19 protein-coding genes are annotated in these 12,685 nt (G+C 65.8%); 6 read left to right on the top strand and 13 right to left on the bottom strand.

What is annotated here, in order from left to right:
- The first annotated feature begins 10 nt into the window (after positions 1-10).
- The 6 genes from OE229_RS00530 (at position 11) to OE229_RS00505 (ending at position 3,178) form a co-directional block, all read left to right on the top strand.
- A complete protein-coding gene (locus tag OE229_RS00530; RefSeq protein ID WP_262139235.1) occupies positions 11-307 on the top strand; it encodes a hypothetical protein in 297 nt (98 codons plus the stop codon).
- Positions 308-315: 8 nt separating this feature from the next.
- Complete coding sequence (locus OE229_RS00525) at positions 316-864, top strand: hypothetical protein (protein ID WP_262139233.1); 549 nt, start codon at positions 316-318, stop codon at positions 862-864.
- Between the two features lie 308 nt (positions 865-1,172).
- On the top strand, positions 1,173-1,649 hold the full coding sequence (locus OE229_RS00520) for a hypothetical protein (RefSeq protein ID WP_263344844.1): 477 nt from the start codon (positions 1,173-1,175) through the stop codon (positions 1,647-1,649).
- Positions 1,646-1,897 (top strand): hypothetical protein, encoded by a 252-nt coding sequence (locus OE229_RS00515; protein WP_262139231.1) that lies wholly within the window; start codon positions 1,646-1,648, stop codon positions 1,895-1,897. The genes OE229_RS00520 and OE229_RS00515 overlap by 4 nt, the downstream gene beginning before the upstream one ends.
- A 15-nt stretch (positions 1,898-1,912) precedes the next feature.
- The gene (locus OE229_RS00510) at positions 1,913-2,413 is read left to right on the top strand and encodes a hypothetical protein (protein WP_262139229.1); all 501 of its coding nucleotides are present in this window, start codon (positions 1,913-1,915) and stop codon (positions 2,411-2,413) included.
- A 183-nt stretch (positions 2,414-2,596) separates the two neighbouring features.
- Positions 2,597-3,178 (top strand): hypothetical protein, encoded by a 582-nt coding sequence (locus OE229_RS00505; protein WP_262139227.1) that lies wholly within the window; start codon positions 2,597-2,599, stop codon positions 3,176-3,178.
- 9 nt (positions 3,179-3,187) lie between these two features.
- Here OE229_RS00505 and OE229_RS00500 read toward each other — a convergent pair whose 3' ends face one another.
- The 13 genes from OE229_RS00500 to OE229_RS18090 all read right to left on the bottom strand — a co-directional run bounded on the left by OE229_RS00500 (position 3,188) and on the right by OE229_RS18090 (position 12,558).
- A complete protein-coding gene (locus OE229_RS00500; RefSeq protein WP_263344841.1) occupies positions 3,188-3,670 on the bottom strand; it encodes a hypothetical protein in 483 nt (160 codons plus the stop codon).
- Positions 3,671-3,677: 7 nt separating this feature from the next.
- A complete protein-coding gene (locus OE229_RS00495) occupies positions 3,678-4,184 on the bottom strand; it encodes a hypothetical protein (protein ID WP_262139225.1) in 507 nt (168 codons plus the stop codon).
- Positions 4,185-4,361: 177 nt separating this feature from the next.
- A complete protein-coding gene (locus tag OE229_RS00490) occupies positions 4,362-5,609 on the bottom strand; it encodes an SGNH/GDSL hydrolase family protein (protein ID WP_262139223.1) in 1,248 nt (415 codons plus the stop codon).
- Positions 5,610-5,643: 34 nt separating this feature from the next.
- Entirely contained in the window at positions 5,644-8,385 is a 2,742-nt protein-coding gene (locus OE229_RS00485) for a phage tail tape measure protein (protein WP_262139222.1), read from the bottom strand.
- 193 nt (positions 8,386-8,578) lie between these two features.
- Positions 8,579-8,821: a hypothetical protein gene (locus OE229_RS00480; RefSeq protein ID WP_262139220.1), complete on the bottom strand. Its 243-nt coding sequence runs from the start codon at positions 8,819-8,821 to the stop codon at positions 8,579-8,581.
- A 93-nt stretch (positions 8,822-8,914) separates the two neighbouring features.
- Positions 8,915-9,460: a hypothetical protein gene (locus OE229_RS00475; RefSeq protein WP_262139218.1), complete on the bottom strand. Its 546-nt coding sequence runs from the start codon at positions 9,458-9,460 to the stop codon at positions 8,915-8,917.
- Positions 9,457-9,861 (bottom strand): helix-turn-helix domain-containing protein, encoded by a 405-nt coding sequence (locus OE229_RS00470; protein ID WP_262139216.1) that lies wholly within the window; start codon positions 9,859-9,861, stop codon positions 9,457-9,459. Before OE229_RS00470 ends, OE229_RS00475 begins: the two co-directional genes overlap by 4 nt.
- 7 nt (positions 9,862-9,868) lie before the next feature.
- Positions 9,869-10,315, bottom strand: coding sequence for a hypothetical protein (locus OE229_RS00465; RefSeq protein WP_262139214.1), 447 nt, complete (start codon positions 10,313-10,315; stop codon positions 9,869-9,871).
- Positions 10,316-10,390: 75 nt separating this feature from the next.
- Positions 10,391-11,023 carry a hypothetical protein gene (locus tag OE229_RS00460; protein WP_263344840.1) on the bottom strand — a complete coding sequence of 211 codons (633 nt, stop codon included), beginning with the start codon at positions 11,021-11,023 and terminating at the stop codon, positions 10,391-10,393.
- 92 nt (positions 11,024-11,115) lie between these two features.
- On the bottom strand, positions 11,116-11,418 hold the full coding sequence (locus OE229_RS00455; protein ID WP_262139212.1) for a hypothetical protein: 303 nt from the start codon (positions 11,416-11,418) through the stop codon (positions 11,116-11,118).
- Positions 11,418-11,894, bottom strand: coding sequence for a hypothetical protein (locus OE229_RS00450; protein WP_262139210.1), 477 nt, complete (start codon positions 11,892-11,894; stop codon positions 11,418-11,420). The genes OE229_RS00455 and OE229_RS00450 overlap by 1 nt, the downstream gene beginning before the upstream one ends.
- Entirely contained in the window at positions 11,894-12,259 is a 366-nt protein-coding gene (locus OE229_RS00445; protein WP_262139209.1) for a hypothetical protein, read from the bottom strand. Before OE229_RS00445 ends, OE229_RS00450 begins: the two co-directional genes overlap by 1 nt.
- Before the next feature lie 98 nt (positions 12,260-12,357).
- A complete protein-coding gene (locus tag OE229_RS18090) occupies positions 12,358-12,558 on the bottom strand; it encodes a helix-turn-helix transcriptional regulator (RefSeq protein ID WP_369076260.1) in 201 nt (66 codons plus the stop codon).
- Between the last annotated feature and the right edge of the window lie 127 nt (positions 12,559-12,685).

The following is a 12,685-nucleotide window of genomic DNA, read 5'->3' as shown; positions in this document are numbered from 1 at the left end:
CCGTCGCCGGGTGGCAAAGCGACGTCGTGACAGGTGGGCGCTCGGCCCAGCGCTCAGCTTGCCCGAAGCAGCCTACGGTGGGCCCGTCTACGACCTCGCAGAGCCGGACCCGGTCCTCGCCTGGGTGACGTTCCCCGACCGCTCTCTCGAGGTCGAGGGGCGAGTCATCGCGTATACGGAGCGGGCTGCGCTCGTCGAGTGGGGGTTCGGTCAGGCGGCCGAGTGCGTTTGGGTGTGGCGTGATGCAGTCAGCCCAATACTGAGGCCTGCGGACGGGTTCAGACGCGGCATGCGCCTCGTAGAGTGATGCTCATCATGATGAGGATCGTCGCGCCAACAGCCACTGCTCTCGCGCTCATCGTCGCGCTCTCCGGTTGTTCGAGCAGCGGGCAGAAGGAAACGACCGCCTCGAGCACGCTGACTTCCACGGCATCGACGGCAACCCCGACGCCTACTCCGACCCCCACACCGGCGGCGATGAGTGTCGACGAGGCCGGGAAGTACTTCCTCGAGACCGTCTGTCCTGTCAATGCGGCATCCAAGACGCTCAACGACGCGCTGGTGGCGCAGAACCTCGACGCCATCCACTCGTCGTCGGGACCGCTCATCACGTCGGCGCAGGACGCGGCGAGACGCCTCGACGATCAGAAGGTGGTCTGGCCCGAGGTCATCGAACAGAAGGACGTCGACTCCCTCCGCGACTACTACTTCCAAGCCCTACCCGCGATCAACACCATCAAGGAGTCTGCGTCGCTCGAGCAGGCGAACGCGGTGGCGTTCCCCTCGGACGAAGTGTCGGGCGCTGCGTCGCAGCGCATCCGGCTCCGCCTCAACCTCAGCGCTGACACCACGCAGGGCTGCTGATTGTGGCGAGCCCTGTCTGCCAGGACGTCAGCCTGAGGAGAGCTGCAGTGGTCCGTGGTTGACCGATCATCGGCTCGCTCGCGTGCCCCCCGAATTGGCGCATCCCCGCAGGTGCTGGTGAGGTACGGTTCATCCATGCTCTCTCTGACCGGACGGCGCGCGCCATGAGCTCCCTTCGTCCTACGCTGAGAATTGGTGGCTTCCAGGCCTCGCTCAAGCAGGCTCTCGAGCCCAGTAACCGTGCGTCCGCGGCGGACTCGCTCAGGCGAGACGCTCCTCGCCCAGAGCAGTTGAGCGATGAGGACTGGGTGGGCGTTCGCGCCGCAGTTCGGTTCGCCTACCAAGCCGCCTCACAGGACGGTGTCGACGCCGTCATCGACGACGTCAAGACGGTAATGAAGGACGAACTCTCCGACGAGCATGTCGACGCCCTCCGAGCCATAATCACGCCGACGGAACAGATTGATCGTCGCCAGCAAGGCGTTCGCGTGCGCGAGGGGTTCCTTCCCAACCTCGTCGGCGCGGCACTGACCCTCGATCTCCGTGTGGTGGAGCCGACAGGTGACCAAGCCGACGGCGTCGAGGTGGTCCCTGTGGTCCTGGTTCGGCTTGAACTCGATGAACAGGTCGGCGGTCAAGAGGCCATCATCTTCCAGCTGACCGGATCGGGACTTGACGATTTCACTGAGGACTTGGTGAAGATCCGAGCAGGGCTGAGGGCAGTCTCTGCGAGCGTCACCCCGTCGATCACGGTGCCAGATTGGGCGCGTGAGGTAGACCTGTGACGATCGCCATCCTTCAGGCAGTGACGGCAAGCGTCGCCGGCATCACCGCAGTCATCAACTTCGTGATGCTCTTCAAACGTCAGAAGGACTCGAGCATGCAGCTGATCCGAGACCAGTCGAAGGCTATGGAGCGAAGTAGCAAACGCCTGAGCAAGAGCCTCGACCAGGTGAACACCCAGGTGGTTGAGCGGCTGGCGAACATCGATTCCAAACTCAGCCACGTTCAAGCAGTGGTAGACAGACTGTAGGCAAGGAGGTAGGGGATGGCCAATATCATCGTGCTGATCGCCGCGATCGTGAGCGTTCTGGCTCTCGTCGGGTCGATCGCCGTCGTTCTGTTTAGCCCTTCGAGCAAGAAGGTCGTGCGCTCACAGGAGCGTGCCCTCCGCAGTACGGAGGAGGCCGAGGAGGCAGCCAACCGAGTGTTGAAGTCCCTCGAAGCGATAGGACAGCCTGCAGCGTCCGCTCGTGTGGTGGAAGTTCCGCGTCCCGTCTTTTCGCTGTTCTCGGACTCGGTCGTAGTTGAGGACCGGGATCCTGAGCGGATCCTGGCGACCATCCGATCTGAGCGGATTCTCGCGCTCATCAGAGCGGCCGAGAACGAGCGTCGCCTTACTTACTCGAGCACTTGGGCACGGGTCGCGGAGCGTCATACGGCTCCAGAACCGACTCCTTGGTGGCTCTTCCCGGAACGCCCCATCACTCGCTCGACCGGCGATGATGATGCGTGGAACGCCACCGGCGCAGTACCTCAACTCGTCTAGTCAGTCGGACCGGACCCCCTCAGATCATCGCGGATCTGAGGGGTTTTCGTTTCTGGGAATGAGCAAAGCCGCCGAGGCCCTTCCTCCGCCTCGGAAGCCCGATCTGCGCCTCCGACAGTTCCTACTATCGGATCAAGCGAGCCAGACTGAATCCCGGCCGTTCGATCGCAGTACGGTCAACGAGTGATGCTCCTAACGACTGACTGGCACCCGTGGTTCTCATACGAGTGGTGGAACGACATCGGCGTACCGGCCCTCGGAGCCCTCGGGAGTATCGCCGTCGGAGCTGGCGCGATCGCCGTCGCCCTCCACAGCAACCGGATTGCGCAGAGCGCAGCTGAGCGCGAGGCGGCCGTCCGGAGGGCTTCCGAAGAGGCCGGTGATCGCGCTGCTCGCGGCGATTTCGCCGATCTCGTGACGCAGTGGTCGCGAGCCGAAGTCCGAGAGCGGCTGCAGGACAGAGCCCAGGAGTCGAAGGGGAAGACCGCAGGAGTACTTCGCGAGGAAATCGACCTCAAGGCAGCCCTTGTCGGGCAGCACAGTGAGGAACTCGTCCGCACGCTCAGTGACCGCTTGAAGAGGGTCCCGCACAGTTCGGACGACACGAGTGAGGGACAGGCGATGGCCTTGCTCTGGCACCGCTACTCACGTCCCGCGGTCAGGTCGTGGGTTGCGGATGCCGATCGATGGTTGGCAGGCGAGCAGGAAGACCGAGTGTCGATGTCAGAGTTGCACGATCTCGTGGAGGGCGTCTCGGATGTGTGACTGCGTGCCTCAGTAGGTGTCGTGGTCGGCGCGGATCTGGCGGAGGTAGTGCTCGCCCCATCGTCCGTGACCGCCCCACAGCCCCTGCAGTCTCGTGACGAGGCTCGCAAGCGAGCGTTCCCACTTCTGAGTGATCCAGGTCCCGTCGATTTTCTCCGGGAACGGTAGGTACGCCCGTCCGCCGTCGACCAGAAGCAGCCTCACTCGCTCGACGAGTTCGCCTTGCAGTCGCACGTCCACCCATACCTCGGCAACGGCCGGGTCCCTGAAACGTGCGATCTCGGCCCAGTCGTATTTGTCTACCGTGGCCTGGTTGCCGTCGTTGGCGCTAAGGCCCCATTCGAGCGCGACCTCGAGGTCGTCCGTCATCACGGCACGAAGCGGGTGCTCACGGCCTGCGGCGTCGGGGTGGAATGGTGGACCGTCCCTGATGACGGTCCAAGCTTCGTGGGCGCTGTCGATGATCAGCGCTCGGAGTTCGTGTAGTTGCATCGGCGTCTCAGCTCTTGGCGAGGTGCTTCAACAGGGTTGGGTAGTAGTCCAGCAGGTGTTCCGCGCTGGTGGTGTAGGTCTGCTCGTTGTCGATGGTGACGGGGTCGCCATGGGCGAAGGTCAGCTCGAGCCGAGCCCGCTTGGGCACCATCCCTCGGCCATCGCTGAACACAGACGGAGCTCGCACGATCCGAATGGCTTCTAGCGTGTCGAGCGCGACCACCTCAGGAACCGGGTCGGGGTGTTCGTGGCTGATGCTCACCCGCACCAAAGTCGTGCTGGTGAACAGATGGATCTCGATGAGACCGCTGTCGCCGAGCACTTCCACCCGGGAGTGCACGTACGCGAGGTCCTTCCCGCCAAGGGCCCAAACGAGTGCGCTGATGAGCTGCTGCCACCGTTTCGGGGATCCGCCGGCTTCGATCGCTTCAAGGCGTAACCAGGAGTGTTCCCAGTTCGAGCTGCTGTCCGCGAGTCGATCGTCGAGTATCGTCGCGTCATCTCGGTCGGCCATGAGGCTTCCCCTCGTTCAAGGCTGTTGTGGCAGGGGCAGCGTACGGGCACTGATGAGTCTGCGCCACTGTATGGGGCAGCCGGCTTCCGTTCCAGCTCTTGGCCCACCGGGGGCCGCGCCAGCTGGCTAGGACGCCGCCGGCCGCGATGAGGCAGCCGACGGCGTCGTCGCCTCGGACTACAGCACCGCCTGTGCGGTGAGGTCGTAGGCAGTCAGCTGTCCGACGGCGAACGTCGTGGTTCCGGGCTGGACGAACATCTTGAGGTCGATGCTGTTCGTATTCTCGGGCACGACGAGCTCGGTCGAGAACTTGCCGCGGGTGACTGCCTCGGTGATGTCGAGGAGTTGGTTGTACGTGTCGGTCTGGTTGGACGTGTTGAAGTAGGCCCGCAGGCCGGCCGCGCCGGCGGTCTTCGTCACCGTGCCCGAGATCACGATGCGCCGTCCGGGGGTCGGCGTGATCCGCTTGTACAGCGTCACCCCGCTTGTCGTGGCGGAGAGTGACAGCTGCTGCATCTTCCCGGGCACGAGCGAGTCGGTGACCACGGATGGGGTCGCGCCGGTCGGGAGTGAGCCGAAGACTCCCCACGGGGCTGCCAGCCCGTTGGTCACGGATCCGTAGTTGAGGCCGTCCGGCACGAGGTTCAGTGCGTCGGTGTTGTCCGACGCGACGGGGATGGTCGCAGCTCCCACGAGCGGTGCGAGCGTGTCGGCGGCGTACTTCCCGAGCAGCGCGTTGCCGATGTTGCCCGGGTGCGTGCCGTCGGTGTTGCCCATCGTGGACTGCAGCAAGTTACCTGTCGCGGGATCGACGGTGAGGGCGTAGAAGTCGAGCATCCGGATGCCCTGCACGGCGCAGTACCGGCGGAGCCACGTGTTGTAGTTCACGATCACCGGCCGCTGCGCCGTCGAGTTGATGGTCGGGATGGTGCAGAGCACCGGGACGATGCCCGCTGCTCGGAGCTGGGTGACGATCCCCGTGATGTTCGCGGCGAAGTCGTCGACGGGCACCGGTGTCGCCGAGTCGTTGGTGCCACCGAGGACAACGCACACCGCGGGGTTGTAGTCGATGACGTCCTTCTTGACGCGCGCGAGCATCTTCGCGGTGGTGTCGCCGCTGACGCCGGCGTTGACCGTCTTCGCCAGCTTCCCGCCTGAGTGGAGCATGGCGTACGTCGGGATGCTGTCGCCAGCCACGGCCACGCTGGTGCCAGCGATGACACCGGGCCAGGAGTCGCCCTTGTTGGTCGCGCCGAGACCACGGGTGATCGAGTCGCCGAGCCAGGCGATACCGGATCCGAATGCGCCGGCGGCAAGCGGCGCGAGCCGCCGCCGGAAGTAGAGTCCCTCACCGCCCGAAGGACGGACTTCGGCCTCGTCGGGCCTGGGCAGTTCCATCCAGGGGACCTTTGTGTACGGCTGCATGTTGTCTCTTTCTGTCGTGAGTGGGGGTTGCGGTTCAGCGGCCGCCGGTGATCCGGGTTCTGAACTGGAACCAGGCATCGTCGAAGTCCTGCCGCTGGTTGCCGGAGGAGACGAACTGCGGGGCGAATGTGGTCGAGTTGCCACCTCCCGAGCTGCCGGGTGCCTGGGCGTAGACGATCTGCGGCGGCGTTGGCACGTACGTCGGGGTCCCGCCGCGCACGTCGCCGTCCGCGAACGCCTGCAGCCGGCGACCGGTCTCCTCCCAGATTGCGAGGGACCGGGTCCGCTTCGACGCGGCGAGCGGGATGTACGCTTCCCCGCCGGTCTCGGGCTCAGCCCAGACGCGCATCGTGCCGGCGGCAGCGAACTGTGCCACGTGGTTCTCGGTGACACCACCGTCGCCGTAGAAGTCCATGACCGCGCCGTGGGCGTTGTAGGCCGCCTTCGCGGCACCGGGTGCAGCACCGGACTTGATCGCCTCTGTGATGAGCTGCTGTCGGACGGTGATGACGCGGCCGTCGTTGTTGCGGATGAACGCGATCAGGTCCGTCTGCGCCTTGTCCGTGTCGGCGAGGATCTTGATCTCCTTCTCCGAAGGCAGCTGGAACACACGGTCGGCGAGCTTCTTCACCTCGCCGGCGTTGAACCCGGCAGCGGTCGCGGACTCGATGAACTTCTGCCGCTGCGCCGCAAGGGTGCTCGCGTACTTCTCCGATGCCGCCTTCGCGCCCATCGTCGACTGATCGACATCGAACTGCGCCTTCGCCGACGTCTGCGCCTTGTCCGCCAGATCGGAAAGCATCGAAGCATTGTTCGCGCCGATCGACGTGTTCTCGTCGAGGGACGTCGTGTAGCCCTCGGTGCTCTCCCGCTGCCGCTTGACCTCGTCGGACAGGCCAGCGAGAGCCTCTTGGTACGAAGCGTTCGCGCTGATGGCGTCCTGATTGACGTCGTTCGCCGCGCTGATCTTCTCGACGAGGTCGTTGAGCTCCGACGTCAGGTCGGAGACGTTTGAGGCCTCTTCCTTGTACTGCTCAGCGACATTCATCGCCGTGTTCCCGGCCTCGGCGTTCGCCTTCTTCTGGTCGTTGAACTTCTGCTTGGCGTCCTGGACCGAGTTGGCGACGTTGGCGATGTTCTGCTGGGCCCAGCCGGCCTCGTAGGCCGCGCCAGTGAACATGCCACCGAAGGTGTTCCGGTCCCCGAGCTTGCCCTGCACCTTCTCGAGGGCAGCCCCGCCCTGCAGTACCGCGTCGGTGAGCTCCCGCTGCGTGACGCCCGCCTTCCGGGCGGCTTCGAACTCGCCGCCATCAGCGAGACGCTTTGCGACGGCTGCCCGCGAGTACTTGGTGAGTGCTCCGGTCTGCTTGTCGAGGGTGTCGGTCAGCTCGTCCGTTGCCGCTTCGGCCTGAGCCTGCATGCTGACCAGCAGGCCGATCCCAACCGCAGCGGCACCGATCCCGGCGCTGAGGCCAACAGTGCGAAGCGCTGCTGTCTTCATGCTGATACCCATGGTGTCGAGCTGTGCCTTGAAGGCCGCGAACTTGGGTACGGCTCCGAGTGCCGCGCCACCGACGAGGAGGGTGCCGCCGGCGAGGGCCGTGAGGCCAGCACCAGCGGCGAGGATCGGTGCAGGGGTGTCGCCGATGACGTCGACGAGGAAGGTGGCGGACTGGGTGAGGTTGCGGAGGACGCCGTTCGCGGCCGACCCGGACTGGATGAGGGCAGTATCGAACGAGCCGCCGAGCTTCTCGACGTCGCCCTTGAGGTTGTCGAGCTTCAGGCGGGCGGTCTCCGCGGCGTAGCCCTGGTCGTTGACCTTGCCGGTCCACTCGGCGATGCCGTCAGCACCCTCGCTGTAGAGAACGTTCGCGGCGCGCACAGCGTCGTTGCCGAAGATCTGCGCGAGAGCTGCGTTGCGCTGCTCGTCCGACAGGGTGCCGAGCTTGTCCTTCAGCTGCGCGGCGATGCCGCCGAACGAGAGCATCTGACCGGTCGAGTCGTAGACGTCGATGCCGTACTGCTTCATCGTGGCCGCGGCGGTCGTCGACGGGTTCTGCAGCGCCAGGATCGCGGTCTTCAACGACGTACCCGCGTCTGAACCAAGGAGACCCGCGGACGCGAACGCAGCGAGGGTGCCCGTGGTCTCGTTGATGTTGAAGCCAGCCTGCGATGCGACGAGGCCGCCCTGATTCAGCGCTGCGGACAGGTCCTGCACGGAACCCTGTGCCTTGCCGGCACCGGCCGAGAGGAGGTCGGCGACGTGCGGGACTTCGCTGCCGCGGAATCCGAACTGCGTCATAGCGGTGGCTGCGATCTGCGCGGCGTCGGCGACCTTGAGTTCGCCCGCCGAGGCGAGGTCCAGTGCGCCTGCTAGACCGCCGTTGAGGATCTCGTTGGTCTGGACGCCGGCCTTTGAGAGCTCCTCGATGGCCCCGGCGGCTTCGGTGGCGGAGTAGACCGTTTTCGCCCCGGCGTCGATCGCGGCGTCGCGGAGCTGCGACATCTCGGCAGCGGACGCGTGTGTGGCGGCCTGCACCTTCGACATGGCGGCGTCGAACTCCGCGTACCGAGCGACCACAAGACCGACGGTCGCGACGGCGACCGCGCCGAACGCGCTCATTGCCGTGCCGACGCCGGCGATGGCCTCGCGCTTCTGGCCCAGCTTTTCGGTCTCTGAGCCGAGTTCGCGGGTCTTCTTCGCAGCTTGGTCGAAGCCGGAGAGGTAGCCGGAAACCTCGGCTACTAGGGACGTCTTGACGGTGCGGTTGGGCAACGGAGGACACGCTTCCTAGCGCTTCCCCCGGGAGTTGCTAGGGGTTGTCCTCCGGCCAGACAGCGATGCTGTCTGACCCACCCGCGACGTGTTCGGCAGTGGTGTCCGTCACCTCGATTCTAGCCGTGACCAGGGACAAACCGAAGGAACCGCGGCCGCCTGTTAGTGCGGGCCGCGGTTCCGAATCGAGGTGTCAGATCGTGCCGGGATCGAACACTCCGTCCTCCACGTCTTCCTCGTCGTTGACGTCGTCCACGATCGGGGTTCGCAGCTCGGCATCGATCCGGGACAGCTCAGCGATGAGACGAGCGAGAGCATGCGACGCGACAGCGCCGGAGTCGATCTCCTCGGCGATGCGGCGGCGGAGAGCCTCGAGCACCTCCCGTCTGCTGCCTGCGACGGCGGGGGCAATCTTCACTTTCTGCGCCCTGGGCACGGCGTCCTCGTTTCGTTTTTTCGAGCCGGGGAGAGACGACGCCTATCCCCTGTGGTACTTCCAGGTGCAGGGGTGGGGGCCCTCCCCCTGGGGTCAGTAGCGGGCGATCATGTAGGACAGCGTCCGCTGGAAGCTGCCCGAGCTGAGGAGCTTCTCGAGGCTCTCGATCTCCTTCGCGGCTGCAGCGGAGTCAGGGTTCTCAGCCGCGAACTGTTGGGCAGCCTCACTCCAGCCGCTCTCGGATGCCTTGCGGAACAGCGCGTGAGCCATGGTGCGGTCGTTGTTGCGGAGCGCCTGGCCCATGAGGCGGGCTGCTGTCTCCTTGTCCGCGACGCGATCGGCGCGGTCCTGCGCGTCTCGGAACGCGATGATGTCGGTCGCACCGTAGCCGATCTTCGCGTCGAGCTGCGTCTGCAAGCTGCGGATGCGGTTCTTGACCAGGGCGATCTCCTTCTCGCGGAGCGCCTTCGCCGACGATCGGGCTTCGGCTTCAGCCTCGTCCCAGGCGGCCTGCTTGCCGGCTTCGGACAGGCTGACGTCCGAGTCGATGTCTTTCCGCTCTCGGCTGTAGCTGTCCTGGATGTCCGCGGCGCGTGCGCGCAGCCCTTGCACTTCTGCTTCGAGTTCTGCAGAGATCATGTCTTGTCCGTTCGTTCGATGTAGTGGGCCAGTTGTTCGCGGTCGACGCGCCAGACGCGTCCCACGCGAACGGCGTGCAGCCGGTGTTCCTGGATTGCTTTCCGGATGCCGCGGTCCGAGAGCCCGAGGGCTTCGGCCGCTTGTCGGGTGCTCATCCAGTCCGCAGTGTGATCGAGTTCCGGGGGCGCGGCCTCTCGCGTTCCGGTAGCGGAACCGCGCCAGGTGAGGGCGACCACGGTGAGGGCGACGAGGGTGTTGTCGACTTCGGGGTCTTCGCCGCGGTGCTGTCGCCGGTAAGCGTCGAGGCCGGCGTACCGGAGTAAGTAGGCGGCGACTCTGCCGGTGACCGTGACCTCAGGCCCGTGCGCGCCGACGACGAGGTTCTGGGGCTGTCGCGGCATGCGCTGCTCAGGCGACACCAGGGCGGCCGTCGTCGGGGTCGCTAGGCCTGATCGAGTCCCAGAACTGCCGCTCGAGGGCCCGGAGCGGGGTGCGGGTCTTGTCGAGGAGTGCGAGGGCGGGCTCGAGGTGGTGGTAGTTCAGGTACAGCGCGGTGCTGACGAGAACCTCGGTCCACGCCTCGGGGCCGATGCGCTGCTCGACGTACATCTGGTGCCGGGCGATGGTGTCTGCGAACAGGTCGGGGCGGTCTGTCTTCGCGGCGAGCTCGGATGACAGGTACCAAGCGGCAACGGAAACAGTGCCTGCGCCGGCGACCGCGGTCGGGACGCCGTCGCTGTCGGTGTAGACGCGGGGGTTCATCGAGTTGTTCGCGATGTCCTCGAGGCGCTTCAGGAACTCGATCTGCCAGGTGCTGCGGGGCTGGTCACTTGATGCGGACTGCTGCTGTGCCATGGGGTTCTTCCTGCGGCGAGCGCCGCGGTAATCGATAGGGGGTCTAGAGGGGGTACGCGTCTGGTGCCTACCCCCTCAGATGGCGTGGGCCGCTTCGTGCGCCCAGTGGGCCTCGTCCTGCACGGAGCAGAGCAAGTCCCCAGAGGATGGGGACAGACGGCGCTCGCAGACGGCGCAGCGGCGCAGATCAGCGAGCGGTGGCGAAGACATCCCCGGGGCGACTGCGTCCGGATTCGGGTCGGTCTCTGGAATCGAAGCGGTGTTCCAGTCGGTAACTGCGTTCTGTTCTGGCCTGTCCTGGCCTGTCCTTGCCTTGCCTGTCCTGTCCTGTGTCGTCCCGGGGACATGTCCCGGGGACAGTCCCAGGGATTCCTTCTTCTGGGACCGCTGGCGCTGCTTCTTCTCGCGGTCCGCCTTGCGTGCTCGTTCGAGCACTTCGAGGTCGCTGCGACTGGTCTGGTCGCGGTGGAAGTCGGCGAGCAGCCATCCACCTGGTGCCTTCGCCCACAGACCGGCCGTCTCGAGCTTCTCGGCGATAGCACTCGTCATGAATGGCACCAGAGGAAGGTCCTCGACGAGGATCAGACCGTCCGTGCGGTTTGAGACCGACCAGATCGTCGCGATCGACCACCCGCGGTATTCGTCGGCGCTGAGACGCAGCACGCGGCGGTCGCTGAGGAGGCGCTCGGGGAAACGCGCGTCGGTCATCTGGCCTCCCTCTGGCTGTCGGTGGTCTGTGTCATGCTTCGGTTCTCTCCCTCGGGCGGGGTCGGGTGGTGCCGGCCCCGCCCGTTCTCGCGTCAGACGGCGTTGAACTTCTCGGCGCCGCGCAACGCATAGAGCACTGCCGCCCTGAGCTCCATGTGGTCCGCATGGATGACGTCCGGTGTCGGATCGGGCGGCGCTGTCACCTGCACGGGGTTGTCGTCACCTCGAGCGAGCCAGACGGTCCAGGGCCCGTCCTCATCGCGCTTCTCAATCGACACTGCGGCGAGCGCTGTGCGGACGGTGCGGAAGCGGTGTCCGCTGTCTCGTGTGGTGTGCCAAAGGCCGAACCGGATGCAGCCTCGCTGTGTGCACCGTTCGTAGCTGCTGGTGTCCATCAGCTGGCCCGCCGGACACGGTTCGCCATCGCGGTGAGCTCCGCGGCGAGCCGATCGGCTTCGGCCGGCGTCATGTGCTTCGCGTGCTCACGTGTCCCGTCCTCGCTGAGTGTGAGGAGGACGACGTCGAGTTGTCGGGTTCGGGGCTTGCCCTCGTCCTGCGTCCACCCGTTCGTGACCTCTACGGCGGATGCCTGCTCGAGTGCGGTCGGGTTCGGCACCGACGGGCGGATTGCTGCCACCTCGGCCATCAGGCAGCCGCCTGCAGCGTCGGAGCGAGCAGGGGGGCTGCGAGGGGGGGAGGTTCGGATGTCGGACACCCGGGCGATGATCGCGTGCGCCAGTCGGAGCGCTTCTGACGGCGTGAGCACGAGTGAGTACCCGTCGCTGAACTGGCTGGGCTGAGCGTCGATGAGGATCTCCGATCGACCGGCGGCGGTGCGTTCGAGCTCGACGAGCTTGGTGACGTCGTCCATCAGCGGGACTCCCCGTTCAGCTCGGCCGCGAGCGCCACGGCGCTGTTGAAGTGGGCGGTGAAGAACGCGAGACGTTCGGGGGTGAGGCGGATGTCGTCGTCGCAGAGGAAGCCGGCGGCGTACCAGTACGACTCGGCTTCGGCGACTTCGTGGGACGCGGCGTACTTGATGACCTCGACGCGGGTGTCCTGGGCAGTCACTTCCGACGCCCGGTGCTGCAGCAGGTCACCCCAGGTGAGGAGGTGCGGGGTGCCGTAGCTCTGGCAGCCGGGTTCAGTGCACGGAACGAGGACGACGGCATCGCTGTCGATCTCATGCCACCGGATGTCGTGGGCGTCTGCTACGGTCAGGACTGTCTTGTTCATGGTGTCTCCTGCGGGGATGTTGTGAATGGTGGACGTAGCCCCGGTTGCCGCCGGGGCTTTTCTCTTGCGCTGGCTCGCGGTCGGGCTTGCGTTCCCGCTCAAGCGCTTGCCTTGCGCTGGGCGTCGATCCACTCGAGGACGTCTGTCCGTGCGTATCGAACGGCGCGGCCGCCGAATCTCGTGACCCGCGGACCGCGCTTCTCGGTGACCCACCGAGCGAGCGTCTGCGGTGCGACGCCGGTGTACTGGGCGACCTCGTCTCGAGTTGCCCAGTCGGGGAGGTCCTCGCTGCGACGGATGGTGTTCGTGCCCGCTGGCCTCGGTGGCGCTCATGCGGTCTCCTTTCGCTCAGGGTTGCAAGCGCCTAAGTGATTTCCGCTTGCTTGGTTGAACTTACCTCGGAGACATCGTGTGTGCAAGTGGATT

This window comes from Curtobacterium poinsettiae, from assembly GCF_025677645.1.
GTDB lineage: Bacteria > Actinomycetota > Actinomycetes > Actinomycetales > Microbacteriaceae > Curtobacterium > Curtobacterium poinsettiae_A.
Note: the sequence above shows the minus strand (reverse complement) of the source record. Positions and strands in the feature narration are given on the sequence as shown.

What these genes read in the sequence shown, in the direction of transcription:
- OE229_RS00465 (WP_262139214.1), bottom strand. Translation starts at nt 10,315, where the DNA reads ATGGCACAGCAGCAGTCCGCATCAAGTGACCAGCCCCGCAGCACCTGG.
- OE229_RS00525 (WP_262139233.1), top strand. Translation starts at nt 316, where the DNA reads ATGATGAGGATCGTCGCGCCAACAGCCACTGCTCTCGCGCTCATCGTC.
- OE229_RS00510 (WP_262139229.1), top strand. Translation starts at nt 1,913, where the DNA reads ATGGCCAATATCATCGTGCTGATCGCCGCGATCGTGAGCGTTCTGGCT.
- OE229_RS00475 (WP_262139218.1), bottom strand. Translation starts at nt 9,460, where the DNA reads ATGATCTCTGCAGAACTCGAAGCAGAAGTGCAAGGGCTGCGCGCACGC.
- OE229_RS00460 (WP_263344840.1), bottom strand. Translation starts at nt 11,023, where the DNA reads ATGACCGACGCGCGTTTCCCCGAGCGCCTCCTCAGCGACCGCCGCGTG.
- OE229_RS00455 (WP_262139212.1), bottom strand. Translation starts at nt 11,418, where the DNA reads ATGGACACCAGCAGCTACGAACGGTGCACACAGCGAGGCTGCATCCGG.
- OE229_RS00500 (WP_263344841.1), bottom strand. Translation starts at nt 3,670, where the DNA reads ATGCAACTACACGAACTCCGAGCGCTGATCATCGACAGCGCCCACGAA.
- OE229_RS00470 (WP_262139216.1), bottom strand. Translation starts at nt 9,861, where the DNA reads ATGCCGCGACAGCCCCAGAACCTCGTCGTCGGCGCGCACGGGCCTGAG.
- OE229_RS00445 (WP_262139209.1), bottom strand. Translation starts at nt 12,259, where the DNA reads ATGAACAAGACAGTCCTGACCGTAGCAGACGCCCACGACATCCGGTGG.
- OE229_RS00450 (WP_262139210.1), bottom strand. Translation starts at nt 11,894, where the DNA reads ATGGACGACGTCACCAAGCTCGTCGAGCTCGAACGCACCGCCGCCGGT.
- OE229_RS00495 (WP_262139225.1), bottom strand. Translation starts at nt 4,184, where the DNA reads ATGGCCGACCGAGATGACGCGACGATACTCGACGATCGACTCGCGGAC.
- OE229_RS00490 (WP_262139223.1), bottom strand. Translation starts at nt 5,609, where the DNA reads ATGCAGCCGTACACAAAGGTCCCCTGGATGGAACTGCCCAGGCCCGAC.